Annotated in this window: 28 protein-coding genes; 21 read left to right on the top strand and 7 right to left on the bottom strand. The window is 63.4% G+C overall.

Annotated features, from left to right (window positions below; all coding sequences use genetic code 11):
* The first annotated feature begins 64 nt into the window (after positions 1-64).
* The 10 genes from RY831_RS08235 (at position 65) to clsB (ending at position 10,241) form a co-directional block, all read left to right on the top strand.
* Positions 65-649, top strand: a complete 585-nt coding sequence (locus tag RY831_RS08235; RefSeq protein ID WP_326505846.1) for a ubiquinone biosynthesis accessory factor UbiJ — start codon at positions 65-67, stop codon at positions 647-649.
* Positions 649-2,220: a ubiquinone biosynthesis regulatory protein kinase UbiB gene (ubiB, locus tag RY831_RS08240; protein WP_326505847.1), complete on the top strand. Its 1,572-nt coding sequence runs from the start codon at positions 649-651 to the stop codon at positions 2,218-2,220. The genes RY831_RS08235 and ubiB overlap by 1 nt, the downstream gene beginning before the upstream one ends.
* 15 nt (positions 2,221-2,235) lie before the next feature.
* Positions 2,236-2,835: a methyltransferase domain-containing protein gene (locus RY831_RS08245; protein WP_326505848.1), complete on the top strand. Its 600-nt coding sequence runs from the start codon at positions 2,236-2,238 to the stop codon at positions 2,833-2,835.
* A 144-nt stretch (positions 2,836-2,979) separates the two neighbouring features.
* Positions 2,980-4,344, top strand: a complete 1,365-nt coding sequence (locus tag RY831_RS08250) for a high affinity choline transporter 1 (RefSeq protein ID WP_326505849.1) — start codon at positions 2,980-2,982, stop codon at positions 4,342-4,344.
* A gap of 185 nt (positions 4,345-4,529) precedes the next feature.
* Positions 4,530-4,871, top strand: a complete 342-nt coding sequence (locus RY831_RS08255; RefSeq protein WP_326505850.1) for an FmdB family zinc ribbon protein — start codon at positions 4,530-4,532, stop codon at positions 4,869-4,871.
* A 40-nt stretch (positions 4,872-4,911) separates the two neighbouring features.
* Positions 4,912-5,547 (top strand): DUF502 domain-containing protein, encoded by a 636-nt coding sequence (locus RY831_RS08260; RefSeq protein WP_326505851.1) that lies wholly within the window; start codon positions 4,912-4,914, stop codon positions 5,545-5,547.
* 94 nt (positions 5,548-5,641) lie between these two features.
* Positions 5,642-7,447 (top strand): aspartate--tRNA ligase, encoded by a 1,806-nt coding sequence (aspS, locus tag RY831_RS08265; RefSeq protein ID WP_326505852.1) that lies wholly within the window; start codon positions 5,642-5,644, stop codon positions 7,445-7,447.
* A 151-nt stretch (positions 7,448-7,598) separates the two neighbouring features.
* Positions 7,599-8,111: a dihydroneopterin triphosphate diphosphatase gene (nudB, locus tag RY831_RS08270; protein ID WP_326505853.1), complete on the top strand. Its 513-nt coding sequence runs from the start codon at positions 7,599-7,601 to the stop codon at positions 8,109-8,111.
* A gap of 82 nt (positions 8,112-8,193) precedes the next feature.
* Positions 8,194-8,988: an endonuclease/exonuclease/phosphatase family protein gene (locus RY831_RS08275; protein WP_326505854.1), complete on the top strand. Its 795-nt coding sequence runs from the start codon at positions 8,194-8,196 to the stop codon at positions 8,986-8,988.
* Between the two features lie 77 nt (positions 8,989-9,065).
* On the top strand, positions 9,066-10,241 hold the full coding sequence (clsB, locus tag RY831_RS08280; protein ID WP_326505855.1) for a cardiolipin synthase ClsB: 1,176 nt from the start codon (positions 9,066-9,068) through the stop codon (positions 10,239-10,241).
* Positions 10,242-10,249: 8 nt separating this feature from the next.
* Here the strand turns inward: clsB and pdxR are convergent, their stop codons facing one another.
* The gene (gene pdxR, locus RY831_RS08285; RefSeq protein ID WP_326505856.1) at positions 10,250-11,740 is read right to left on the bottom strand and encodes a MocR-like pyridoxine biosynthesis transcription factor PdxR; all 1,491 of its coding nucleotides are present in this window, start codon (positions 11,738-11,740) and stop codon (positions 10,250-10,252) included.
* Positions 11,741-11,853: 113 nt separating this feature from the next.
* On the opposite strand from pdxR, the gene RY831_RS08290 reads away from it, so the two are divergent.
* Complete coding sequence (locus tag RY831_RS08290; protein ID WP_326505857.1) at positions 11,854-12,258, top strand: rhodanese-like domain-containing protein; 405 nt, start codon at positions 11,854-11,856, stop codon at positions 12,256-12,258.
* A gap of 19 nt (positions 12,259-12,277) precedes the next feature.
* Here RY831_RS08290 and RY831_RS08295 read toward each other — a convergent pair whose 3' ends face one another.
* From RY831_RS08295 to gcvA, 3 genes are all read right to left on the bottom strand, one after another.
* On the bottom strand, positions 12,278-12,547 hold the full coding sequence (locus RY831_RS08295) for a hypothetical protein (RefSeq protein ID WP_326505858.1): 270 nt from the start codon (positions 12,545-12,547) through the stop codon (positions 12,278-12,280).
* Positions 12,544-13,002 (bottom strand): DUF2778 domain-containing protein, encoded by a 459-nt coding sequence (locus RY831_RS08300; protein ID WP_326505859.1) that lies wholly within the window; start codon positions 13,000-13,002, stop codon positions 12,544-12,546. Before RY831_RS08300 ends, RY831_RS08295 begins: the two co-directional genes overlap by 4 nt.
* Positions 13,003-13,112: 110 nt before the next feature.
* Positions 13,113-14,045 carry a transcriptional regulator GcvA gene (gcvA, locus tag RY831_RS08305; RefSeq protein WP_326505860.1) on the bottom strand — a complete coding sequence of 311 codons (933 nt, stop codon included), beginning with the start codon at positions 14,043-14,045 and terminating at the stop codon, positions 13,113-13,115.
* A gap of 127 nt (positions 14,046-14,172) precedes the next feature.
* Here gcvA and RY831_RS08310 point away from each other — a divergent pair, with 127 nt between their 5' ends.
* The 5 genes from RY831_RS08310 to RY831_RS08330 all read left to right on the top strand — a co-directional run bounded on the left by RY831_RS08310 (position 14,173) and on the right by RY831_RS08330 (position 17,573).
* On the top strand, positions 14,173-15,060 hold the full coding sequence (locus tag RY831_RS08310; protein WP_326505861.1) for a DMT family transporter: 888 nt from the start codon (positions 14,173-14,175) through the stop codon (positions 15,058-15,060).
* A 69-nt stretch (positions 15,061-15,129) separates the two neighbouring features.
* Positions 15,130-15,885 (top strand): SIR2 family NAD-dependent protein deacylase, encoded by a 756-nt coding sequence (locus RY831_RS08315; protein ID WP_326505862.1) that lies wholly within the window; start codon positions 15,130-15,132, stop codon positions 15,883-15,885.
* A gap of 38 nt (positions 15,886-15,923) precedes the next feature.
* Positions 15,924-16,325, top strand: coding sequence for a YybH family protein (locus RY831_RS08320; RefSeq protein ID WP_326505863.1), 402 nt, complete (start codon positions 15,924-15,926; stop codon positions 16,323-16,325).
* 88 nt (positions 16,326-16,413) lie between these two features.
* Positions 16,414-16,914 carry a pyridoxamine 5'-phosphate oxidase family protein gene (locus RY831_RS08325; protein WP_326505864.1) on the top strand — a complete coding sequence of 167 codons (501 nt, stop codon included), beginning with the start codon at positions 16,414-16,416 and terminating at the stop codon, positions 16,912-16,914.
* A gap of 47 nt (positions 16,915-16,961) precedes the next feature.
* Positions 16,962-17,573 (top strand): ferritin-like domain-containing protein, encoded by a 612-nt coding sequence (locus tag RY831_RS08330; RefSeq protein ID WP_326505865.1) that lies wholly within the window; start codon positions 16,962-16,964, stop codon positions 17,571-17,573.
* A 44-nt stretch (positions 17,574-17,617) separates the two neighbouring features.
* On the opposite strand, the gene RY831_RS08335 is transcribed toward RY831_RS08330, so the two are convergent.
* Entirely contained in the window at positions 17,618-18,520 is a 903-nt protein-coding gene (locus RY831_RS08335; RefSeq protein WP_326505866.1) for a LysR substrate-binding domain-containing protein, read from the bottom strand.
* 94 nt (positions 18,521-18,614) lie between these two features.
* Here RY831_RS08335 and RY831_RS08340 point away from each other — a divergent pair, with 94 nt between their 5' ends.
* Positions 18,615-19,583 carry a DMT family transporter gene (locus tag RY831_RS08340; RefSeq protein ID WP_326505867.1) on the top strand — a complete coding sequence of 323 codons (969 nt, stop codon included), beginning with the start codon at positions 18,615-18,617 and terminating at the stop codon, positions 19,581-19,583.
* Between the two features lie 14 nt (positions 19,584-19,597).
* Positions 19,598-20,320, top strand: a complete 723-nt coding sequence (locus tag RY831_RS08345; RefSeq protein ID WP_326505868.1) for a sulfite exporter TauE/SafE family protein — start codon at positions 19,598-19,600, stop codon at positions 20,318-20,320.
* Positions 20,321-20,371: 51 nt separating this feature from the next.
* Here RY831_RS08345 and RY831_RS08350 read toward each other — a convergent pair whose 3' ends face one another.
* Entirely contained in the window at positions 20,372-21,103 is a 732-nt protein-coding gene (locus RY831_RS08350) for an anti-sigma factor (RefSeq protein ID WP_326505869.1), read from the bottom strand.
* Complete coding sequence (locus RY831_RS08355) at positions 21,100-21,681, bottom strand: sigma-70 family RNA polymerase sigma factor (RefSeq protein ID WP_326505870.1); 582 nt, start codon at positions 21,679-21,681, stop codon at positions 21,100-21,102. The genes RY831_RS08350 and RY831_RS08355 overlap by 4 nt, the downstream gene beginning before the upstream one ends.
* A 216-nt stretch (positions 21,682-21,897) precedes the next feature.
* On the opposite strand from RY831_RS08355, the gene RY831_RS08360 reads away from it, so the two are divergent.
* The 3 genes from RY831_RS08360 to RY831_RS08370 all read left to right on the top strand — a co-directional run bounded on the left by RY831_RS08360 (position 21,898) and on the right by RY831_RS08370 (position 24,967).
* A complete protein-coding gene (locus RY831_RS08360; protein ID WP_326505871.1) occupies positions 21,898-22,272 on the top strand; it encodes an RNA-binding S4 domain-containing protein in 375 nt (124 codons plus the stop codon).
* Positions 22,273-22,497: 225 nt separating this feature from the next.
* Complete coding sequence (locus tag RY831_RS08365) at positions 22,498-23,145, top strand: TetR/AcrR family transcriptional regulator (RefSeq protein WP_326505993.1); 648 nt, start codon at positions 22,498-22,500, stop codon at positions 23,143-23,145.
* A 31-nt stretch (positions 23,146-23,176) separates the two neighbouring features.
* Positions 23,177-24,967 carry an acyl-CoA dehydrogenase C-terminal domain-containing protein gene (locus tag RY831_RS08370; RefSeq protein ID WP_326505872.1) on the top strand — a complete coding sequence of 597 codons (1,791 nt, stop codon included), beginning with the start codon at positions 23,177-23,179 and terminating at the stop codon, positions 24,965-24,967.
* Positions 24,968-25,192: the final 225 nt, after the last annotated feature.

Consider the following 25,192-nt stretch of genomic DNA (forward strand, 5'->3'; position numbering starts at 1 on the left):
GCCCGTGGATAATCACGGGCGGTTTTCTTTTGCGATCATGATTCGTTTTCCGATGCCTCCCCCCATGCGTTCTTCACTGCTTTCGCCCATTCCGGCCGCGATCAATCATCTCCTCGACCGCGAGCCCTGGGCGCGCGACAAGCTGGCGCGCCATGCCGGGAAGGTCGCCGTGTTCGACGCCGGCGTCATCGCGGTGCGGCTCAGGATCGCGGGCGACGGCATGGTGCAGGCCGCCGACCCGGATGAAGTGCCCGGCGTCACCATCCGCGCCAGGCTTTCCGACCTGCCGCTGATCGCCCGCAACCGCGAACAGGCCTTCTCCTACGTGCAGATCGAAGGCGACGCCGACTTCGCCAACACCATTTCCCAGCTCAGCCAGTCGCTGCGCTGGGAAGCCGAGGAAGACCTGGCGAAGCTGATCGGCGACGTGCCGGCGGTGCGGGTGGTGGGGGGGGTGAAGGCGGCCATCGGTACCGCCCGGGCGACGCAGCAGAAACTGGCCGAAAACCTTGCCGAATACTTTCTCGAGGAAAATCCCATGCTGGTCAGGCCGCAGTCGGTCGCCGACTTTTCCGCCGACGTGAACCGGTTGCGCGACGATGTCGAACGGCTGTCCAAGCGCATTGAACGCCTGAAGGGAAGCCGCTGATGTTTTTCAAGGTATTGCGGCTTGCAAAAATTACCCGCGTGGCACTGAAGTATGGTCTGGACAACATTGCCATGTCCGGCCTCACTAGCCCGCGCATCGCAGGATTGCTCAATGCGCTGGTGTTCTGGCGTGACATTTCCACCCCGCGCGGCGTCAGGCTGCGCCGGGCGCTTGAGGAACTGGGACCGATCTTCGTCAAGTTCGGCCAGGTGCTGTCCACGCGGCGCGACCTGATGCCGCCGGACATCGTCGATGAGCTGGCCAAGCTGCAGGACCGGGTGCCGCCCTTCGATTCGCAGCTGGCGATCGCCCAGATCCGCAAGGCCCTGGGCGCGCATCCCGACCAGTTGTTCGCCAGTTTCGACCCGGTGCCGGTGGCTTCCGCTTCGATCGCGCAGGTGCATTTCGCCACGCTCAAGGATGGCACCCAGGTCGCGGTCAAGGTGCTGCGCCCGGGCATGAAGCGTTCCATCGATGAAGACGTGGCGCTGATGCAGATCGCCGCCGGCCTGGTCGAAAAGCTGTGGGCCGACGGCCGCCGCCTGAAGCCGCGCGAGGTAGTCGCCGAATTCGACAAGTACCTGCACGATGAACTCGACCTGATGCGCGAGGCCGCCAACGCCAGCCAGCTGCGCCGCAACTTCATCGGCTCCGACCTGCTGATGGTGCCGGAAATGTTCTGGGACTACTGCTCGACCTCGGTGATCGTGATGGAGCGCATGCGCGGCATCCCGATCTCGCAGATCGACAGGCTGGTAGCCGAGGGCGTCGACATGTCCAAGCTGTCGCGCGACGGCGTTGAAATCTTTTTCACCCAGGTGTTCCGCGACGGCTTCTTCCATGCCGACATGCACCCGGGGAACATCCTGGTGTCGGTCGAGCCGGAAACCTTCGGCCGCTACATCGCACTGGACTTCGGCATCGTCGGCACGCTGACCGACTTCGACAAGGATTACCTGTCGCAAAATTTCCTTGCCTTTTTCCGCCGCGACTACAAGCGGGTGGCGGAAGCCCATATCGAGTCCGGCTGGGCGCCGAAGGAAACCCGGGTCGACGAGCTGGAGTCGGCGGTGCGGGCCTGCTGCGAACCGATTTTCGACCGGCCGCTGCGCGACATCTCCTTCGGGCAGGTGCTGCTGCGCCTGTTCCAGACCTCGCGCCGCTTCAATGTGGAAGTGCAGCCGCAGCTGGTGCTGCTACAGAAGACCCTGCTCAACATCGAGGGCCTGGGCCGCCAGCTCGATCCCGATCTCGACCTGTGGAAGACGGCCAAGCCCTACCTGGAGCGCTGGATGGAGGAGCAGATCGGCTGGCGCGGCATGATTGCCCGCTTCAAGGAAGAGGCTCCGCATTACAACAAGGTCATCCCGCAATTGCCGCGCCTGGCGCATCAGTTGATGACCGCCAAGGTCGACGAGCCGCGCGAGAATGCCGAACTGCTGCGGCAGCTGATCGCAGAACAGCGGCGCACCAACCTGCTGCTCGGCTTCGCGGTGTATTTCGGCGGCGGACTGGCCGGCGGCATCCTGGTGGCGCAGCTGGCCATGCGCTGGTATCACTTCCTGCATTGATGCGATGAGTATCCGATGACAGCCAAATTCGACAGCCGCGATCCCCGGGCGCCGGAATTCTGGACCGAGCGCTTCGAGAAACAATTCACGCCCTGGGACCGTGGCGGCGTGCCGCAGGCCTTGCGGGATTTCGCGGCACGTTCGCCGGAGCCGCGCGAGACCCTGATCCCGGGCTGCGGCACCGGCCATGAAGCCGTCTACCTGGCCGAAGCCGGGTGGAGCGTGACCGCCATCGACTTTTCCGAGGCGGCCGTGGATGCCGCCCGCGCCGCCGCCGGCAAATGGGCGGACCGCATCGTGACCGCCGACTTTTTCACTTTCGTACCGGCGCGCCCGCCGCAGCTGATCTATGAACGCGCCTTCCTCTGCGCGCTGCCGCCGGAGCGCTGGATCGCCGTCGCGCGGCGCTGGTCGGAACTTCTGGAGCCCGGCGCGCTTCTTGCTGGATTTTTCTATTTCGACAAAACGCCCAAGGGGCCGCCTTTTGGCACGTCGGAACACGATTTGCATGCGCTGCTGTCGCCGTCTTTCGACCGGATCGAGGATGCCGGCGTCACCGATTCGGTGCAGGTGTTCGCCGGCAAGGAGCGCTGGCAAGTATGGCGCCGCAAGTAAGGAATGGAGAACCATGCGTGAACCAGGCACGAACTATGCGCGAACTTAGCCACATCGTCGCCGGGATTCTGTTCATTAAGGAGAACACGCCGCTATAATGCCGGCAAACAATTTCTGCCGACTGTTCTTGACCAAGGATCGCCGATGAACACTTTGCTCTGGTTTGTTGTCCTCTACTGGATAATTTCGGTCGGCATCGGCATCTATGCTGCCCGCCGCGTCAAGAACTCCAAGGATTTCGCGGTCGCGGGCAGGGCGCTGCCGATGTATGTGGTCACCGCGACGGTGTTCGCCACCTGGTTCGGCTCCGAAACGGTGCTCGGCATTTCTTCCACTTTTGTCAAGGAAGGCCTGCGCGGCGTAATTTCCGATCCGTTCGGCTCTTCGCTCTGCCTGGTGCTGGTCGGCCTGTTCTTCGCCCGTCCGCTGTACCGGATGAACCTGCTCACCATCGGCGACTTCTTCCGCAACAAGTACGGCCGCACGGTGGAGGTGCTGATCACCCTGTGCATCGTGGTTTCCTACCTCGGCTGGGTCGCGGCGCAGATCAAGGCGCTGGGGCTGGTGTTCAGCGTGGTGTCGGGCGGCATGTGGTCGGTGGCCATCACCGACTTCCTGCAGATGATCATCATCGTGATCGGCATGCTCTATATCGGCTGGGAAGTGTCAGGCATGACCGGCGGCGTCGGCGTGGTGATTCAGCATGCCTCGGACGCCGGCAAGCTCAATCTCTGGCCCGAGCCCACCGGAAGGGAAATCCTCTGGTTCATCGCCGCCTGGATCACCATGATGCTCGGATCCATTCCGCAGCAGGACGTGTTCCAGCGGGTCGCCTCGTCCAAGAATGAAAAGATCGCCGGCAATGCGTCGGTGCTGGGCGGCGTGCTGTATTTCTGCTTCGCCTTCATCCCGATGTTCCTCGCCTACTCGGCAACCCTGATCGATCCCAAGATGGTGTCGGAACTGATCGACGTCGATCCGCAGCTGATCCTGCCGACCCTGATCATGACCCAGGTGCCGGTATTCGCCCAGGTGATGTTCTTCGGCGCGCTGCTGTCGGCCATCAAGAGCTGCGCCAGCGCCACGCTGCTTGCGCCATCGGTCACCTTCACCGAAAACATCCTGAAGGGAATGATGCCGAACCAGACCGACAAGCAATTCCTGCTGACGATGCGCATCGTGGTGGTGATCTTCACCGTCATCGTCACGTCCTTCGCGATGAATACCGAAGCGAGCATCTTCCATATGGTCGAAAATGCCTACAAGGTCACGCTGGTCGCTGCCTTCGTGCCGCTCGCCTTTGGCCTGTACTGGAAGCGCGCCACGCGCCAGGGCGCGCTGACCGCGATCGCCCTCGGCCTGAGCTCCTGGCTGCTGCTGGAAATCTTCAGCGGGGAAGAGGGTTACTGGCCGCCGCAGCTGGTCGGCTTCCTGTTCAGCCTCGGCGGCATGCTGGTCGGCTCGCTGCTGACCCAGGCGCAGCCGCGCCAGGCAACGGTGTCCCACTAAGCCTGGAGGGCGCATGCCCATCCGGCACCGATGGAAAAGCCGCGGAGGATTCCGCGGCTTTTTTATTGATGGACAGCCTGTCAATGACAGACTGTCCAGGGCTGCTCCAAAGTAAATCAGTCCGCAACGTCTTGCCGAAAGCCTTTATAATTCAGGGTTTTGGATGATTTTTGCGGGGTTATTCGATGCCAATTTATGCTTATCGCTGCGAATCTTGCGGTTTCGCTAAAGACGTATTGCAAAAAGTGTCCGACGCGCCGCTGACGGATTGTCCGTCCTGCGCCAAAAGCACCTTCAAGAAACAATTGACCGCGGCCGGCTTCCAGCTCAAGGGCACCGGCTGGTACGTGACCGATTTCCGCAACGGCAGCGGCGGCACGTCGGCACCGGCCGCTGCCGGCACGCCCGCAGCTGCCGCGGACAAGCCTGCCGCCGGCTCCGATTCCGGCACGGCATCAGGGTCGTCCGCAAGCCCGGCCGATTCGACCGTTTCAACCGGATCAACTGCGACGACATCGGCCACCTGACGCAAGCACGCGCCTGCGACGCTCACGGATAACAACAACCATGCGTAAATATTTTGTCACCGGCCTGCTGATCCTGGTTCCGCTTGCAATCACATTGTGGGTGCTGAACCTGATCATCAGCACGATGGACCAGTCGCTGCTGCTGCTGCCGGAGCGCTGGCAGCCCAAGCAGCTGATCGGCTTCCATATTCCCGGCATGGGCACGATGCTGACGCTGGTGATCATCTTCGTGACCGGCCTGCTGACTCGCAACTTCATCGGCAAGAAACTGGTGTACGCATGGGAACTGCTGCTGACGCGCATTCCCGTCGTCAACTCGATCTATTCGAGCGTCAAGCAGGTGTCGGACACGCTGTTCTCTTCGTCCGGCAATGCCTTCCGCAAGGCGGTGCTGGTGCAGTATCCGCGCCAGGGTTCCTGGACCATCGCCTTCCTCACCGGCACGCCCGGCGGCGATGTGCGGAACCATCTGGTGGGCGACTATATCAGCGTCTATGTGCCCACCACGCCGAACCCGACCTCGGGATTTTTCCTGATGATGCCGCGCTCCGATGCCATCGAGCTGGACATGACCGTCGATGAAGCCCTGAAGTACATCGTGTCGATGGGCGTGGTGTCGCCCGAATACGTTGTTGCCGCTTCCAAGAACCTGAAGGCGGTTCCGCCGCCGATCTGATACCCGAACACAAGCGTTTTTCCCGGGGTCCCGAACGGCGGTCCATGATGGCGGCGACGGGATCATCCCCAAGAATCTGAACTGGAAACTGAATATGTCTATGCGAACCCATTATTGCGGCCTCGTCACCGAGGAGCTTCTCGGCCAAACCGTCAGCCTGTGCGGCTGGGTGCATCGCCGGCGCGACCACGGCGGCGTGATCTTCATCGACCTGCGCGACCGCGAAGGCCTGGTGCAGGTCGTCTGCGACCCGGATCGCGCAGATGTATTCAAGACCGCCGAAGCGGTGCGCAACGAATTCTGCGTGCGCATTACCGGCCTGGTGCGCAACCGTCCGGAAGGCACCACCAACGCCAACCTCAAGTCCGGCAAGATCGAAGTGCTTGCGCACAACCTGGAAGTGCTGAACGCCTCGGTTACGCCGCCGTTCCAGCTCGACGACGACAACCTGTCCGAGACCACCCGCCTGACGCACCGCGTGCTCGACCTGCGCCGTCCGCAGATGCAGAACAACCTGCGCCTGCGCTACAAGGTCACGATGGAAGTGCGCAAGTTCCTCGACGCCAACGGCTTCATCGACATCGAGACGCCGATGCTCACCAAGTCCACGCCGGAAGGTGCGCGCGACTACCTGGTGCCGTCGCGCGTCAACGCCGGCAACTTCTTCGCGCTGCCGCAGTCGCCGCAGCTGTTCAAGCAGCTGCTGATGGTGGCCAACTTCGACCGCTACTACCAGATCACCAAGTGTTTCCGCGACGAGGACCTGCGCGCCGATCGCCAGCCGGAATTCACCCAGATCGACTGCGAAACCTCGTTCATGAACGAACAGGAAATCCGCGACATGTTCGAAGGCATGATCCGCGGCGTGTTCAAGAACACGCTCGACATCGACCTGCCGAATCCCTTCCCGGTGATGGAGTATGCGGAGGCGATGGGCCTCTACGGTTCCGACAAGCCGGACATGCGCGTCAAGCTGCAGTTCACCGACCTCACCGCCGTGATGAAGGATGTCGACTTCAAGGTCTTCTCCGGCGCCGCCAACATGGAAGGCGGCCGCGTGGTCGGCCTGCGCGTGCCGGGCGGCGGCGCGATGCCGCGTTCCGAGATCGATGCCTACACCCAGTTCGTCGCCATCTACGGCGCCAAGGGCCTGGCCTACATCAAGGTCAATGAAAAGGCAAAGGGCCGGGACGGCCTGCAGTCGCCGATCGTCAAGAACATCCATGACGCCGCGCTGACCGCCATCATCGAGCAGACCGGCGCCCAGGATGGCGACCTGATCTTCTTCGGCGCCGACAAGGCGAAGGTGGTCAACGATGCGATCGGCGCCTTGCGCGTGAAGATCGGCCACAGCGATTTCGGCAAGAAGAGCGGCCTGTTCGAAGACGCCTGGAAGCCGCTGTGGGTCATCGACTTCCCGATGTTCGAGTACGACGAGGACAACCAGCGCTACGCCGCCGCGCACCATCCGTTCACCTCGCCGAAGGATGGTCACGAGGACCTGCTGGAAACGGATCCCGGCAAGGCGCTGGCGAAGGCCTACGACATGGTGCTCAACGGCTGGGAACTGGGCGGCGGTTCGGTCCGTATCCACCGCGCCGACGTGCAGAGCAAGGTGTTCCGCGCGCTCAAGATCGATGCCGAGGAAGCGCAGCTCAAGTTCGGCTTCCTGCTCGACGCGCTGCAGTACGGCGCGCCGCCGCATGGCGGCCTGGCATTCGGCCTCGACCGCATCGTCACCATGATGACCGGCGCCGAGTCGATCCGCGACGTGATCGCCTTCCCGAAGACCCAGCGCGCGCAGTGCCTGCTGACCCAGGCGCCGTCCGAAGTCGACGAGAAGCAGCTGCGCGAACTGCACATCCGCCTGCGCAACGTGGAGCCGGCGGTCAAGGCTTGAGCTTGGCAACCGATTGAAGAAAAGGCGCAGGCAACTGCGCCTTTTTCTTTTTTCGCCTTGCCGTGCTCGCATTCCTGCGGTGCAAAATTAGGCATGGCATCCCTTCGGGTATCATTTCCCTACCGCTTCATTGCGCATTCCACGCCAACGCATGCACAAGCCTTACAAAATCCCGGAATCCGTGCTGGTCGTGATCCACAGCCCGGAGCTTGACGTCCTCCTGATCGAACGCGCAGACAAGCCGGGTTTCTGGCAATCGGTGACCGGCTCCAAGGATGCGGAAGACGAGCCGGTGCAGCAGACCGCCGTCCGCGAAGTCTTCGAGGAAACCGGCATCCGCATCATCGATGAAACTTCGGACATCGAAGGCCAATCCAACAGCGTGTCCATCAGCAATCTGAACAATTGGCAACTCTCCAACGTCTACGAAATCTATCCCGTCTGGCGGCACCGCTACGCACCCGGCGTGACGCGCAACATCGAGCACGTATTCGGACTGCTGGTGCCGCGCGATATCCCGGTAGTGCTCGCGCCGCGCGAACACATCAGCCAGATGTGGCTCCCTTACCGGGAAGCGGCGGACAAGTGCTTTTCTCCATCGAATGCGGAAGCCATCCTGCAGCTGCCGAAATACAGCCAGCGGCAGCGGCCGGAAAAGGCCTGATGCGTAGCGCTGCGCCAGGCATGCACCAATCGAGTGCGGCGCGCAAGCCCGCACATCGCCGCTCATCACCCAGAATGCCCACATGAAAATCCGGATAGCCACTTACAACATCCATAAAGGCGTCAGCTCGCTGCGCAGCATGCCTCGCGTACATGCGCTGAAGCAGGCGCTCACCTCAATGGAAGCCGACATCCTGTTCCTGCAGGAAGTGCAGGGCCGGCACGACAAGTTCGCGATGCGCCATGCCTCGCTCTGGCCAGAGCAGGAGCAGCATCACTTCCTGGCCGGCGAATCGCACCAGGCGGTGTATGGCATGAATGCGGTGTACGACCACGGTCATCACGGCAATGCGCTGCTCAGCCGCTTTCCGGTGTTGTCCTCGACCAATCAGGACGTGTCCGACCATGCCTACGAATCGCGCGGCATCCTGCACTGCGTGGTGCAATTGCCCGAGACCGAGCTGCATTGCTATGTGATCCATCTCGGGCTGTTTGCGCGCAGCCGCAAGCGCCAGACCGATGCGCTGATCGAAGCCGTCAGCACCTCGTCGCCGCCGGACGCGCCGCTGATCATCGCCGGCGATTTCAACGACTGGACCAACCAGCTCAGCGACTCGCTGCGCAATCGTCTCGGTGTATGCGAGGTATTCGACGAGAACCTGCCATCGCGCGGTTTCGGACTCTACCTGCGCAGCCTGAGCGGGCGGGGGCCAAAGGCCATGCCGGCGCGCACCTTTCCCGCCGCGTTGCCCTGGCTGCGCCTTGACCGCATCTATGTGCGCGGCCTGCAGATTGAAAGCGCGCAAGTTCTGCGCGGACCGATATGGGCCAAGCTGTCGGACCATGCGCCCATCGTCGCTTCGCTTGCGTTGAAATAGGCTTCGATAGCGCCGCCGGGTTAGAATCGATTGCAATGTCGTTGTCGGATCCTGGTTCCGGGCCTCCCATCCTTGCCATGCGTCCCACCGAATTCCTTGCTCATAACCATGTCGCGCTTCTGCATCGCGGCATCGAATTCTTCCCCGCGCTGATTTCCGCGATCGATCACGCGCGCACCGAGATTTACCTGGAGACCTACATCTTCACCCTCGATGCCACCGGCATCCGGGTCAGGGATGCGCTGCTGGCTGCCGCCGCGCGCGGCGTCACGGTCAACGTCATCACCGACTGGCTCGGCACCGGCCACCGGCAATCGGTGGCGCTGCGCAACCAGCTGCGCGCGGGCGGCGTGCATCATCGCATCTTCAACAGCTGGTTCCACCGGGGCGTGGCGCGTACCCATCGCAAGATCTGCGTGGTCGACCGCGAAGTCGCCTTTCTGGGCGGACTCAACATCAATGACGACTTCCTCTCCGACGACGGATTCGAAACGCCGCTGCCGGCGCCGCGCTGGGACTTCGCGGTACGCATCCACGGCCCGCTGGTGGAAACCATCCATTTCGACATCCAGTCGCAGTGGCTGCTGCTGGGCGGCGTGAATCTGCGCTACCGGTGGGAACGCTTCCGCGAGCGCCAGACCAAGTCGGCCACGGCGGTCCAGCATGAAGCCCATGAAGCGATGGCGGCGCTGGTGCTGCGCGACAACCTGCGCAACCGGCGCACCATCCAGCGCACCTATCTAAAGGCATTGGGCAATGCGCGTCACAGCGCCTGGCTGGCCAATCCCTATTTCGCGCCGGGGCGCAAGCTGCGCGACGGACTTGCCGCCGCTGCAAGGCGCGGCGTCAAGGTCACGCTGCTGCTCGGCGTCGGCCAGTTCCGCATCCAGGATGCGGTGGCCCATTCCTTCTATCCCAAGCTGCTCAAGAGCGGCGTGCGCGTGGTCGAATACCGCAAGACCCAGCTGCACGGCAAGGTCGCCGTCATCGACGATGAATGGGCAACGGTCGGCTCCAGCAACTGGGACGGGCTTAGCCTGTTCGTCAACCAGGAAGCCAATGTCGTCGTGCGCCAGCACGACTTCGCCCGCACCTTGCGCGGCCATATCCAGGATGCGGTGGAAGAAAGCGTGACGATACGGCCCGAAGACTTTGCCAATATTCCCTGGCACCAGCGGGCCTGGTATGGCGCCGCCTATTTCCTCTACAAGAGCATTCTGCGCATCATCACGCTCGGCCGCTATACCGAGTGAAGGCTCATTCAGCGCAGCCGGGACCACACGGCAGCCAGCCGCTTCGTCGCATCGCGTATCTGGCCCGGCGTGAGCGCGCTGAATCCCATCACGAAACCTTGCCGCGCATGCGGGCCGAGATAAAGCCGCGACAGCATGGGCAGGTCGATGCCAACGCCTTCGGCGATTGCTGACAGCTTGCGGTCGGAGCCGCGCTGGTCCGGCAGCAGGCAGCTCATCTGCAGGCCGCCGGCGGCGGCTCCGGGCAGCAGCCGGCTGCCAAGATGGCGTTCCAGTTCATCGAGAAAGATGTCGCGCCGCGCCCGGTACAGTTCGCGCATGCGCCGCACATGCGCCATGAAATGCCCGTCCTGCATGAAGTCGGCCAGCACCGCCTGGGTCAGCGGAGAGGTGTGGCCGTCGATCTGGCTGCGCCCTGCCACGAAGGCCGTTACCAGCGGTTTCGGCACCACCAGGTAGGCGACCCGGATGCCAGGAAACAGCACCTTGGAAAAGGTGCCGACGTACAGCACCCGCTGATGGCGGTCGAGGCCGTGGATGGCAGCCAGCGGCCGGCTGTCGTAGTGGAACTCGCTGTCGTAGTCGTCTTCCACGATCCAGGCCTGTTCGCGCCGCGCCCAATCGATCAGCCGCAGCCGGCGCTGCAGGCTCAGCGCCATGCCCAGCGGGTACTGGTGAGACGGCGTCACATAGGCCAGCCGCGCCTTCGGCGCGGCGCGCAGTGCATCGTCGATGCGCATGCCGTCGTCATCCACCGGCACCGGGACCAGTGCGGCGCCAGCGCCGGCGAACGCGGTCTGCGCCCCGCGATAACCCGGATCCTCCAGCCAGACCTGGTCTCCGGGATCGAGCGTCATCATGGCGATCAGCGTCAGCGCCTGCTGCGAACTGGTCAGCACCAGCACCTGCTCCGCATCGCAATCGACGCCGCGCGACAGCGACAGGTATTGCGCGATGACTTCGCGCAGCTGCGGCAAGCCCTGGCGGTCGCCGTACATCATCCAGCGCTGCGGCGCATGCCGCGCATGGCGGGCGAGAAGACGCTGCCAGATAGCGGCGGGAAAGGAATCCAGCGCCGGCATGCCGGCGGAAAAGGCGCGCACTTCCAGCGCATCAATGCAGCCGCCCATCGCTGCGATGCGGTGGCCGCGCGTTGAAAGCTGCGCCTCGGGCACAGTCTGCGACATGACGATCTTGCGGCGTGCCGGGATGCGCGCCGCGCTGGCGCCGCTGACGAAGCTGCCGCTGCCGATGCTGCGCTCAAGGTAACCTTCTTCCTCCAGCTGGGCATAGGCCGCTTCGGCGGTGCTGCGCGAGACGCCAAGATCCGAGGCCAGCGCCCGCGTCGACGGCAGGCGGTCGCCGGCGTGCAGAGTCGCATCGACGATGGCGGTGCGGATCGCGCGGTACAGCCGGGTGGACAGATTGGGCTGCGTGTCGTGGTTGTGCTCAAGCAGGGTCAGCAATACCCCGCTCAGCTTGCGGCCGGATGAAGGCATGGGGACGTTCCAAGTGGTCTGCGGTGTTGGTTGAAAATGGTCTGCCCGGGCAAACCAATCGCAGGTAGCATGATGGCATGGATTCAACTTCAGGCACAGGGAAGGGCACCGCAATGCAAGCGCAACAAGCACAACTCCAGCACTACCTTGACAAGCTCGCCTACGAGATCGATTCCTGGGATCTCAGCGTGGCGCTGAAAGCCAATGACAGGCTCATCGTCATCGACACCCGCGCACCGGAACTGTATGCGCGCGAGCACATACCCGGCGCCATCAACCTGCCGCACCGGACCATGTCCGAGGACAGTACCCGCGGCTTCGACCGCGAGGCGCTGGTGGTGAGCTACTGCGACGGTATCGGCTGCAACGGCTCGACCAAGGGCGCGCTCAACATGACGCGCCTGGGCTTCCGGGTCAAGGAACTGATGGGCGGACTCGACTGGTGGAAGCGCGACGGCCATCCGACGGCGGGCACGCAGGGGTCTCAGGGGGACAGCGAGAAGATTTGCGGGTGCTGAAGGCGAGGCAGGGAAGGTGTCAGCGAATACTGTCGTCTGCCTTATTGCAGATGCGCACGCAGAGTCGGCGGATAAGCATCGCTCCCGTCGCCGAAATACACAGTGCACCCGCAAGTGTGGCCAGCAATTCGATATCAGACGCAAGACCGGGATTCTGTCCATCTTCAATCCGGACATTGATCCATGTCCAGATGGATTCCGACATGCCGGTCGACAGCCACCATTGTGCGAGAAATATGGAAGATAGCAGGATGAGAACCAGGAAGGCCATGCGTTGCAGCGGATTCATCTGACCACCAGACGGCCATACGCTTTCAGTTTCGTGCCGGGCACGCTGATTGGTTTTGCGCTCGTGAGAATTGCTCGAAGCTGAATGAAGTCGGACTCTTTGTCAATAGCGACGCAGCCTTCGCTTCGACCGGTAACTCCCTTGGGGTGAAGTCTGAAATTGCCTCGCTTGACCTCCTCGCAAAACGTTTCGTCGTCAATGCTGTTGTCTGCAGCATAGAGCGCAAACCAGTCGTTTCTCCCATTGATCATATCTCTTATCGGGCCAAGCATCTCCCCGGACTGCCTGTCGAAAATATAGTAGGCCCCGGGTGGGATTGGGCCTGTGCCCTTGACACATGCGACGGCGCGTTGATTTGCATGACGCCCTAGACCGGAAAATGCCGGATAGGAGCTTGCACCGAGACGAAAGGCGCTCATGGCTTGGTTGTTCAATTCAAAGCTGCATTGAAACATCGCTTCTCCTTAAGACTGCGTTGAAGCCTTGATGGATGAAAGGGCCATCACAGGCACATGGGAAAACGCATCGTAGAAGAATTCTTGCAAAAACGTCAATTCTTTACCTGCTACACCGTGGCCCCCGCGACACCCTCTGCCTCGCTGCCGCGTGCTTCCTCCATCACCCAGTCGCAAAACGCCTTCACCGCCGGCCGCGCCTCCGCCTCCGGCAGCCGCAGCAAATGAAAGCGGTAGGGCCCGCGCATCCTGTGCGGCAGCAGCCGCACCAGCCGGCCGCTGCGCAGGTCTTCCTCGATGAACGGTTCCGCCGCGATGGCCACGCCCTGACCGGTGGCGGCGGCTTCCAGCGTCAGGTAGGTGTGCGAGAAGCTGGGGCGGTTGCTGCCGGCATAGCGCACGCCGAAATGCTGCAGCCAGCGCGGCCAAAGGATTTCATCCGGGATGCGCGGCTCCAGCTCGTCATGCAGCAGCGGATAGCGCAGCAGGTCGGCCGGCTCCTTCAGGTCGGGCGCGGCCGCCTTGAAGGCTGGGCTGCAGACCGCCGAAAACCATTCCTCCATCAGCACATCGGCCTTCAGGCCGGGGTAGGGGCCGGTGCCCAGGCGTATCGCCACATCCACGCCTTCATTCAGGAAATCGACCGGATGCAGCGATGCCAGCAGCCGCATGTCTATCTCGGGATGCCTTTCGCGCAGGCGACCGAGCCGCGGCAGCAGCCAGCGCGACACCAGCGAAGGCACGGAAGTCACAGTCACCACCCGCTCGTCACCCTGGCGCCGCGCCGCTTCCGAGACTTCCGCCAGGCCGTTGAGCAGCGGGCGCAGCGCCTGCGCATACTGCCGGCCGGCGCCGGTCAGCACGACACCCCGCGCCAGGCGCTGGAACAGGGGCACTCCGAGCCAGGCTTCGAGCTGCTTGACCTGATGCGCGACCGCGCCGGCAGAGACATGCAGTTCCTCGCCGGCGGCCTGGAATCCGCCGAGGCGGGCGGCCGCCTCGAAGGCGCGCACGGCGGGCAGAGGAGGAAGGCGATAATGCATAAGGGGCAAAAATATTGGGGCAGACCAGCAAGAATATTGGTTTGTGGCACCGGGTGCAAGCTTCTAGACTGCAGCATGCGTGATTGTCCCCACCCTCAAAACATTTTGCCCTGAAAGCCTGCAAGCCATGTCCCGCAATACCGCCATCAGCCTTATCCTGCTGTCTGCCCTCGGTTTCGGCAGCATGGCTCTTTTCGCCAGCATCGCCTATGACGCCGGCGTCAGCCCGAGCATGCTGCTGACCTTGCGTTTCGCCATCGCGGTGGCCCTGCTGGCGCCGCTGGTCTGGCTGCGCCGCGCCGCATTGCCGCGCGGCCGCACGCTAGCCGGCTTCGTGCTGATGGGATTGCTGTATACCGGCCAGTCGCAGGCTTACTTCACCGCGCTCATGCATGCCAGCAGCGGCCTGGTCGGACTGTTGCTCTATACCTATCCGGTGCTGGTCACCATGCTGGCGGTCGCCATCGGCAGCGAGAGGCTTGACCGCCGTACGATGGTGCTGCTCATCGTGGCCGTGGCCGGCATGGCGGTCATGCTCGGCGGCGACCTGCAGGGAACGCCTCTGGGCATCATGCTCGGCCTTGCCGCCGCCGGCATCTATGCGGTCTATATCCTGCTCGGCGGGCGTATCACGCCGGGCGTGGATCCGTTAGCCGGCACGCTGGTGATCATGAGCATCGCGGCCCTGGGCAACGGCGGCTTCGCGCTCGCCCATGGATCGTCGCTGCCTCCCACGGCGGCGGCCTGGCTGGCGATTGCCGCCATCGCGGCGCTGTCGGCGGTTGCCGTCGCCACCTTCCTGGTCGGCATCCGGCATGTCGGCCCGTCTCAGGCGTCGATCATTTCCACGCTGGAGCCGGTGATCACGCTTTGCCTGGGCGTCGCCGTACTGTCGGAATCGGTCAGCGGGGGGCAGTTGCTGGGCGGCGCCATGGTGCTGTCTGCCGTGATCCTGCTGGCCATGCGCGTGCGCGCCAAGCCGCACGCTGCACGGACACAGCCGGCACCGGGCTGAAGCCAGACGGCACGGGAGCGGCAGCGATGCAGTTATACTGGGACCGTCTTCCCGCACTCTCATTCGCCCATGCTCTTCGACTTCGTCCTGCTGGACAAGCTGCGTGACGCGCGGCATATCGCCATCTTTTCCGGGGCCGGCATGTCCGCTGAAAGCGGCATCCCCACCTTCCGCGAGGCGCATACCGGCCTGTGGGCCAAGTACCGGCCGGAGGACCTGGCCACGCCCGACGCCTTCCTGCGCGATCCGGTCACGGTATGGAACTGGTATGCCTGGCGGCGCGAACTGGTGCAGCAGGCCCAGCCCAATCCCGGCCATCTTGCGGTCGCGCGGCTCGAGGCGCTGGTACCGAAGGTCACGGTCATCACCCAGAACGTCGACGGCCTGCATCAGCGCGCCGGCAGCAGCGACGTCATCGAATTGCATGGCAGCATCCTCGAGACCCGCTGTTTCGACTGCGGCCAGCCGGCCGACATCGCGGCCGTCGCTGCAACGGATCGCGAGGTGCCGCCGCGTTGCAGGCACTGCGGCGGCATGCTGCGCCCGGGCGTGGTCTGGTTCGGCGAGTCCCTGCCGTCGGACGCCTGGAGCCGTGCCGCGGAAGTGCTCGACGATGCCGACGTGTTCTTCTGCATCGGCACCTCCAGCCTGGTCGAACCTGCCGCCAGCCTGCCGCGGCATGCGCGCTCCTGCGGCCGTACCGTGATCCAGATCAATCCGGAAGCCACCAGCCATGATGAGATTGCCCAGTACATCCTGCGCGGCAAGGCGGGCGAGGTGATGCCCGAACTGCTTTCCGCCGCATGGTCCAACCATGGCGCCTGATCGATAGCGGCCATCCGTTCCCTGACAAGGAGAAATTCATGCCGACCGATGAACAGTCCATACGCGATCTTTTCTCGGAGTGGCAAAGCGCGTCCGAGGATGGCGACGCAGATCGCCTGGCGCGGCTGATCTCGGACGACGTGGTATTCCTGACGCCGGGCCAGCCGCCGATGCGCGGCAAGGAAAGCTTCCTGGCCGCTTTCCATGAAGGCATGCAACATTACCGCATCGAATCGGAAGGCGAGATCAGGGAGCTGCATGTGCATGGCAGGATCGCGTATTGCTGGAGCCAGCTCAGCGTGACCGTGACGCCGCGCCGCAACGGCCTGCCGATGCGGCGCTCGGGGCCCATTCTCACCGTGCTGCGCAAGGAGGCCGACAATGCCTGGGTCATCGTGCGCGATGCCAACATGCTGACTCCTCAACCGGCCGCCGCATAGCGCCTCGCTAGCGCAGGAACTTAATCGCCCGGTCCGGGTTCTTCCTACTGTCCCGATTTACCCGAATTGATTTGCAGAGGAGAAGCTTATGGACGTGCAACAGCAGGCGCACCAGGAATTGCAGGATGTCGCTCAGCTGGTGGAGGAAATCAAGTTCGCGATGATGACCACCGAAGAGGAGGACGGCACTCTGCGCAGCCGGCCGATGTCGACCATGCAGATGGATTCCGCCGGCAATCTCTGGTTCTTCACCGGGCTCGACTCGCCCAAGGTCGACGAGGCGCTGCATCACCGTCAGGTCAACCTGAGCTATGCGCGTCCCGACAAGCAGGATTACCTGTCGGTATCGGGCGTGGTCGAAGTGGTGCGCGACAAGGAAAAGATGCGTTCGCTATGGACGCCGTGGATCAAGCCCTGGTTTCCCAACGGTCTCGACGACCCCAACCTGGTGCTGCTGAAGGTGGCCATCACCGAGGCGGAATACTGGGTCGCGCCCGGCAGTGCGGTCAAGCGCATGTATGGCCTGGCCAAGGGCATCATGACCGGCAATACCGATGCGCTGGGCGACAACCGCAAGGTCATCATGTAATTTCAAACCGTTCCATGCGACCGTGGACGATTGCAGATGAGGACAGCATGAAACAGCCATCCGAAAAAAGCCGGCGCCGCGCGTCCGGCGCCGCAGCCACCGCCGCTCGCCAACCACCGGAACTGCTGCTCGACAAGCTCGGCGAGCGGCTTGCCTTCGAGCGCAACGGCGTCCAGTTCTACGATGCGCTCATCGCCAAGTTCGAAACCTCGCAGGACAGCTCCACCAGCATGACGCTCGCGGACCTGCAGAAGATTCGGCAGGATGAGGCGCGGCATGCCGACATGCTGGCCGCGGCCATCGCCGGCATCGGCGGCGACCCGGAGGCGCGCACACCGTCGGCCGCACTGGTCGGCGTCGAAGCCCAGGGGTTGAAGCAGGTGCTGGCCGATCCGGCTTCCACGATCGCGCAATCGCTGCACGCGCTGCTGGTGGCCGAGATGACCGACAACGCCGGCTGGGAACTGCTGATCGCACTGGCCGAGGATCAGGAACAGATGGCGCTGATCAGCGATTTCAGCGTGGCGCTGGACGAGGAGCGCGCGCACCTGATGCAGGTGCAGAACTGGTACGAGGAAGCGACCATCGGCAAGGCGGTATCGGACGGCGCGCTCATCGATGACGTCAGCGACATGAATCCGTCTTCATCGCTGCATTGAGATGCGCCTGCGCCTGCCATTTCCGTTGAATCGCCGCTAGAGATTTATCGCGGCCGTGCGCCGACCGGCTCGCTCAGGTAGTTGACCAGCTGCCTCGCCTGCGCCGACAGCCGGTCGAGATCGCGCACGCCGAGTCGGAGTTCGCGCGTGGCCCACGGATCGTCCAGCGCGACGATCGCGGTGGCGGTGCCGGACTGGTGCCGCCGCGCCACCTCCTCCGGCAGCACCGCCAGCCCGACACCCTGCGCCACCAGTTGCGTCAGCGCGGAAAAGCTGGGAATGCGCACGCGCATGGTCAGCGGCCTGCCGAGTCGGGTGGCCCTTTCTTCCACGAAAGCCTGCAGCGCACGCTCGCGCGGCATGCCGACGAATGGATAGCCTAGCGCCTCGCGCAGCAGGCAATGGCCCTGGCCGGCCAGCGCATGATCGCTCGGCACGAACAGCACCAGCCGGTCATGGCGGAAGGGCAGCGTCATGATGCCGGCCAGGGAAATATTGCCGTCCAAGACCCCGAGATCGACTTCGTCCGCCAACACGGCCTGCAATACCTGTTCACTCGGCTTTTCCTCGATCTGCAGGTCGACCTCCGGAAAGTCGATCAGGAAGCTTCCCAGCGCCGGCGGCAGGAAGGTGCTGTTGGCCACCGTGTTGGCAGCCACCCGTACCGTGATGCGGCGCTGGCCGGCCAGCACCTTGAGCGCCTCGCCGAGCTGCTGCGATTCGCCCACGACGCGGCGCGCATGGTCGAGCGCGATCCTGCCGGCCGGAGTCGGCGTCATGCCGTCGGCATGGCGGAGAAACAGCGGCAGGCCGATGCGCTGCTCCAGCAGCCGCAGCCGGTTGCTGGCCGCCGACAGGGCAATCGGAAAACCGGCCGCGGCGCGGCTCAGGCTCCCGGTGTCGGCAATGGCCATCAGCAGGCGCAGATCCGTCAGGTCGAAATGCATGCCTTCTCCATTCGAGAATGGTGGCTACAGAAAATACGCATTTTAGCTGGCTTGGCTTCGCTTCAGAATAAGGCTGTCAGTCACCAACGGATCAATGATGGTCAATTCCCCGCAATCTGCCGCACCCGCCTGGACACAAGACGGCCGCCTGTATGCCTTTCTTGCCGCCGCCGGCTTTTCGCTGAAGGCCATCTTCGTCAAGCTGGCCTACCAGTCGCATCCCGTCGAGCCGCTGACGTTGCTCGCGCTGCGCATGGCCTTTGCCCTGCCGCTGTTCCTGTGGCTGATCTGGTACAGCCGTGCACCGGACAGCCGTCCGCCGTCGCGCGGCGATGCCGGACGGATCTGGATGCTGGCCCTGCTCGGCTATTACCTGTCCAGCCTGTTCGATTTCCACGGCCTCACCTATATCAGCGCCGGGCTGGAGCGGCTGATCCTGTACCTGTATCCGACCATGGTGCTGCTGCTCGACGCCTGCCGCACGCGCAAGGCTCCGTCTGCGCGCACCTGGCTGGCGATGGCGGTCTGCTATGCCGGGCTGGGCATCGCCTTCAGTCACGACCTGCGGCAGGCCGGGCAGGGCATCGACGTGCTCAAGGGTTCAGCCTGGGTGTTCGCCAGCGCCGTCACCTATGCGCTGTATTACCTGGGCACCGGCGACATGGTCAAGCGCATGGGCTCGATGCGTCTTGCCGGCCTGGCCGGGAGCGCCTCCTGCGTGCTGGTGCTCGGCCACTTCCTGCTGTTCGGGCACCCGCGCGCACTGGCGCAGCTGCCGGCGGACGCCTACGGCTGGTCGGCGCTGATGGCCGTGCTATCGACCGCCTTGCCGATCTACTGGCTGGCGCTCGCCATCCAGCGCCTGGGGGCGGCGCAGGCGGCGGCCGTCGGCACGCTGGGCCCGGTGCTGACCGTGTTCGCCGCCTGGGCGATGCTGGCTGAATCGCTGTCCCTGCTGCAGCTTGCCGGGCTTGCGCTGGTAATGCTAGGGGTTACGCGCCTGAAACCTGCGGCGCCAGCCAAACCGGTGCTGCCCGCTAGCCTGCCGGCACGCTCATCATGATGGCGGAGATTTCCATGACGGGCCTGGCCGTTGCCCTGGTGTTCCTGCTCGCCGGATTCGTCAAGGGCGTGATCGGGCTGGGGCTGCCGACGGTGGCGGTCGGATTGCTGGGACTGTTCATGACGCCGGTGCAGGCGGTTGCCTTGCTGGTGGTGCCTTCGCTGGTAACCAACGTCTGGCAATTGCTGGCTGGCCCAACATTCCTGCCGTTGATACGGCGGCTGTGGCCCATGCTGCTGGGATTCGGCATCGGGACCTGGGCGGCGGCGCTTGCGCTGGGCGCGGATGCCGGCGCGCAGGCGGGAAGACTGCTGGGCATCGCGCTGGTGGCCTATGCGCTGGTCGGCCTGAGCAGGAAGCGCTTTTCGGTATCTCCCGCCCGGGAGCGCTGGATGTCGCCGCTGGTCGGTGCGGTCACCGGCCTGATCGCCACGGCGACCGGCGTGTTCGTGGTGCCGGCGGTGCCTTACCTGCAGGCCCTGAACCTGGAGAAGGAAGAACTGGTGCAGGCGCTCGGCCTGTCGTTTACGGTATCGACGATAGGACTGGCCGCGGTATTGATGGCGCAGGGGAATTTCCAGCCGTCGCTGGCCGGCGCGTCGCTGGCTTCCCTGATCCCCGCGCTGGGCGGTATGTTCCTCGGCCAGTGGGTACGCGGCCGCATACGTGCTGAAACTTTCCGGCTGCTGTTCTTTATCGGACTGCTGCTGCTGGGCGCGCACCTGGCGCTGCGCTGAGCGCGGCCAGGAACGCCCCGCCGCGGCCAGCCGCAACGCCGGGCCGCATTCTCAGATGCGCACCCAGGTGCCCTTGTAGATGACCGGTCCGCTCGGCGCGTTCGGGTTGGGCGAACCGCCCTTGGGTTCCAGGCTGATGGCCAGCACCGGCGTCGATTCCGGCGTCGCGTTTTCCGGCAGCGGCAGGGTCACCGTGCCGTTCGCCGCGACCAGGCCAAGCGAGCGAGGCGCGCCTTCCTTTGGCAGCGCCCACAATTCCAGGCTCCTGTCGGCAGCTACCTGCTGCTGTGTCACGACCTTCACCGTCAGCTGGCGGCGGCGTGCGTCGCCAGTGATCACCATGACGGTTTGCGCCTTTTCATCCGCCAGCGTGGCGACATAGTTGGCCGCCGGCGCGGCCAGTTCCGGCGCCCGGATCAGCAGGACGGTGGCGAGGATGGTGGCCAGCGCCGTCGATGCCATGCCGAGACCGCGCCAGAAGCCGAGATCTTCGCGCAGGCCGAGCCAGAAGGATTTGCGCGACTGGTTGATGGGCGCGCTGCGCAGGTCGAGCTGCTTTTCTATCGCTGTCCAGACAGCGGGCGAAGGCTGGGCGGCCGGGGCGAATTCAGCCATCGGATGCAGCCGGCCCTGCCACTGCGCAACGGCCTGCCGCAGCGTCGCATCGTCTTCCAGCCAGCGCTCGAAGCGCCGCCGGGCGCCGCCGCGCAGGGTGCCGAGAACGTATTGCGCGGCCAGCATGTCGCGCAATGGCTCATTGTTTTGAAGGTGCCGGAGATTCATGCGCCCTCCAGCCTGGACAGGCAGGTGCGCAGCCGTTCAAGGCCGCGGCGGATCCAGGTCTTGACGGTGCCGATCGGCAGCTTCAACTGCTCGGCGACCTCGCTGTGCGACAGGTCATGGTAGAAAGCCAGCGCGATGGCCTGCCTGTGCAATCCTTCGAGGCGCGACAGGCAATGCGCCAATGCCTTGGCATCACCGCTCATCTGCAGTGCATCGATCGGCGTCGGCGCGGTGCTTTCCAGTGCTTCCATTACATCCTTGTCGAAGGTGTCGGCGTCGATTTCAACGGTGTCGTCGACGCGGCGCAGCATGTCGAATGCCTTGTTGCGCACGATCGTGGTCATCCATGTCATCGGCGCAGCCAGGCTTTGGTTATAGCTGCCGGCGTTGTTCCAGATATTGACGAAACTTTCCTGCAAGACTTCTTCGGCTAGTTCCCTCTTCATCAATATACGCAAGGCAAAGCCAAACAGTTTCGCCGAAGTAGCGTCGTACAGTGAACGGAAGGCAATGGCATCGCGACGGGCCACCGCGGCGAGAAGGCTTCTGAGCTGCGTATTGAGGTCGTCGTTTGACAAAGTCTGTCCGGTTCGAGGGAAAAGTGAAGCCTTTCGGCAATAAGCTGGGATTATAGTATGAGCGGCAACAGCTGTATCGCGCAGCCCGGGAACGGAAGGCGCGTTCCGGGCCGGCATGGGAATCCAGCAACACTAGTCCGCCTCATATTGCACCGCAAGTGGAAAAAGTCCGGCCACGCTATAGAATGCAGGCTTGTTACCTGCATATACATACACATGACGTCAGAATCCGTCCGCATCGATAAGTGGCTGTGGGCCGCCCGCTTTTTCAAGACCCGCTCGCTGGCGACCGACGCCGTCGACAGCGGCAAGGTCCGTCTGAACGGCGACCGCGTCAAGCCGGCGCGCAGCGTCAAGCCCGGCGATACCCTGGAAATCGACAATGGCTCGACCGAATGGGAGGTCGTGGTCAGGGATCTCGCGGATAAGCGGGGCTCGGCCGCCATCGCCCAGACCCTTTACGAAGAAACGGCGCGCAGCATTGCAGAACGCGAGAAAAAGGCGGAACAGCGGCGCTTTTTCCGGGAGCCGGGAGAGTCGATCAAGGGGCGTCCGACCAAGCGCGACAGGCGCCTGATTGACAAGTTCTGAAACGTTTTTCCGAGGAAAGCGGGCCGGCCGCGCAAGGGCTGCGCGGCGTTTCATGCTGCACCGCACGACTAGAATTCTCCCTCTAAGTTCCTGTTTGACATTTATACTACGGTAGATAATAGTACGAGCGTTCGCTTCAGGTTATGCGCCGTGCTGAATTTTGATTTTTTATTTAGATAGGGCACCACTGTGGCAACCAACATGACTGACTCGACAACCAAACTGATGCGCAAGGGCGAGCTTACCCGTGCCGCGATTCTCGACGTCGCACTCGACCTCGCCAGCCGTGACGGGCTGGAAGGGCTGACCATCGGTTTGCTTGCGGACAAGATGAACATGAGCAAGTCGGGCGTGTTCGCGCATTTCGGGTCGCGTGAGGATCTGCAGATCGAAGTCGTGAAGCTGTATCACCACCACTTCGAACAGGAAGTGTTCTATCCCAGCATGAAAGAACCGCGCGGCTTGCCCCGCCTGCAGGCCATGTTCGCCCGCTGGGTCAAGCGCGTGTCGGTGGAGATCGCATCCGGCTGCATCTATATCAGCGGCGCCGTCGAGTACGACGACCGCCCGGGTGCGATCCGCGAAGAGTTGGCCGGCATGGTGCGCGCATGGAAAAACGCCTTGCGCCGCTGCGTCGTGCAAACCATCGAGATGGGGCATCTGTCGGCCGATACCGATCCTGACCAATTGGTCTTCGAGACGTACGGCCTGATCCTCGCCCTGCATCACGATGCGCGTTTCCTGAAGTTGCCCGGCAGCGTCAACCGCGCCGAGGTCGGGTTCGAACGACTGATCAAGAGTTATGAAAATCGGCAGTCCGCGTCCGAACAGGACGCGCCTGCAAAACCGAATCCCAAATCCGCTGTCAAGTAGACAGCTTAGTCAGACTTCAGGAGAAAACACCATGGGTCAATACGTCGCTCCCTTGCGCGACATGCAGTTCGTGCTGCATGAGCTGCTGAAAGTGGAAGATGAGTTCAAGCAACTGCCGAAGCATGCGGAAATCGACAGGGACATCATCAACCAAGTACTGGAAGAGGGCGGCAAGTTCAGCTCCCAGGTGATTTTCCCGCTGAATCATTCCGGCGACCGCGAAGGCTGCCGCCTCGACAAGGAAACGCATGTGGTGCAGACGCCGACGGGTTTCAAGGAAGCCTATCAGCAGTATGTGGAAGCCGGCTGGCCGGCACTGTCCTGCGATCCGGAGTTCGGCGGCCAGGGCCTGCCGATCGTGATCAACAATTCCTTCTACGAGATGCTGAACTCGGCCAACCAGGCCTGGACCATGTATCCCGGCCTGTCGCACGGCGCCTACGAGGCACTGCATGAGCACGGCACGCCGGAACTGAAGGCGCTGTACCTGCCCAAGCTGGTGTCCGGCGAATGGACCGGCACCATGTGCCTGACCGAACCGCATTGCGGCACCGACCTCGGCCTGCTGCGCACCAAGGCCGATCCGCAGGCCGACGGCTCCTACAAGCTCACCGGCGGCAAGATCTTCATCTCCGCCGGCGAACATGAAATGTCGGCCAACATCCTTCACCTGGTGCTGGCCCGCCTGCCCGATGCGCCGTCGGGCACCAAGGGCATCTCGCTGTTCCTGGTGCCGAAGTACATTCCCGATGCGAACGGCAATCCGGGCGAGCGCAATCCGATCTTCTGCGGCGCGATCGAAGAGAAGATGGGCATCCATGGCAACTCGACCTGCCAGATGAACCTGGACGGCGCCCGCGGCTGGCTGATCGGCGAGCCGAACAAGGGCCTGAACGCGATGTTCGTGATGATGAATGCAGCCCGTCTCGGCGTCGGCATGCAGTCGCTGGGCCTGACCGAAGTCGCCTACCAGAACGCGGTCACCTATGCGAAGGACAGGCTGCAGATGCGCAGCCTGTCCGGCGTCAAGGCACCCGACAGGCCGGCCGACCCGATCATCGTGCATCCCGACGTGCGCCGCATGCTGCTGACCGCGCGCGCCTATGCCGAAGGAGGCCGCGCTTTCTGCTCGTATGTCGCGCTGCAGATCGACCGCGAACTGAACCATCCCGACGAGGAAGTGCGCAAGGAAGCCGCCGATGAAGTCGCGCTGCTGACACCTATCATCAAGGCCTTCCTCACCGACAACGGCTGGATTGCCACCTCCGAGGCGATGCAGGTCTACGGCGGCCACGGTTTCATCTCCGAATGGGGCATGGAGCAATATGTGCGCGACGCTCGCATCAACATGATCTACGAAGGCACCAACACCATCCAGTCGCTCGATCTGCTGGGCCGCAAGATCCTGATGGACAACGGCGCCAAGCTGCGCAAGTTCGGCGCCAAGGTGCAAGCCTTCGTCGAAGAGAACGGCACCGATGAAGCGATGTCGGAATTCATCACGCCGCTGGCGGATCTGGGCGAGAAGGTCACCAAGCTGACCATGGAAATCGGCATGAAGGCCTTCCAGAACCAGGACGAGGTCGGCGCCGCCGCCGTGCCTTACCTGCGCGTGGCCGGCCACCTGGTGTTCTCCTACTTCTTCGCGCAGATGGCGAAGATCGCGCTGGAAAAGCAGGACTCCGGCGACAGCTTCTACAAGGCCAAGCTGGCAACGGCGCGCTTCTACTTCGGCCGCCTGCAGCCGGAAACCGCAATGCTGATCCGCCAGGCGCGCTCGGGCGCGGCGAATCTGATGGCGATGGACGAGGATTTGTTCTAAGCCGCACCTTCAGAATTAAACGCAGCAAGGCAAAAATCGTCATCGTTTCACTCCTCCACCTCAAGGGGGCGTAGCAGGGGTTTCGCAACGCATGCGTTGCGCCTGCGAAGTCCGAGCGGCTTGCAAGCCGCGAGGTGGAGGTTTGGTGGGGGATGGGTTGCGACGGCAGTCAGTGCATTATTCAACCCATCCCCACCCTAACCCTCCCCTTGAAGGGGAGGGAAC

The sequence above is a fragment of the Noviherbaspirillum album genome, from assembly GCF_035916955.1.
GTDB classification, from domain to species: Bacteria; Pseudomonadota; Gammaproteobacteria; order Burkholderiales; family Burkholderiaceae_D; genus Noviherbaspirillum; species Noviherbaspirillum album.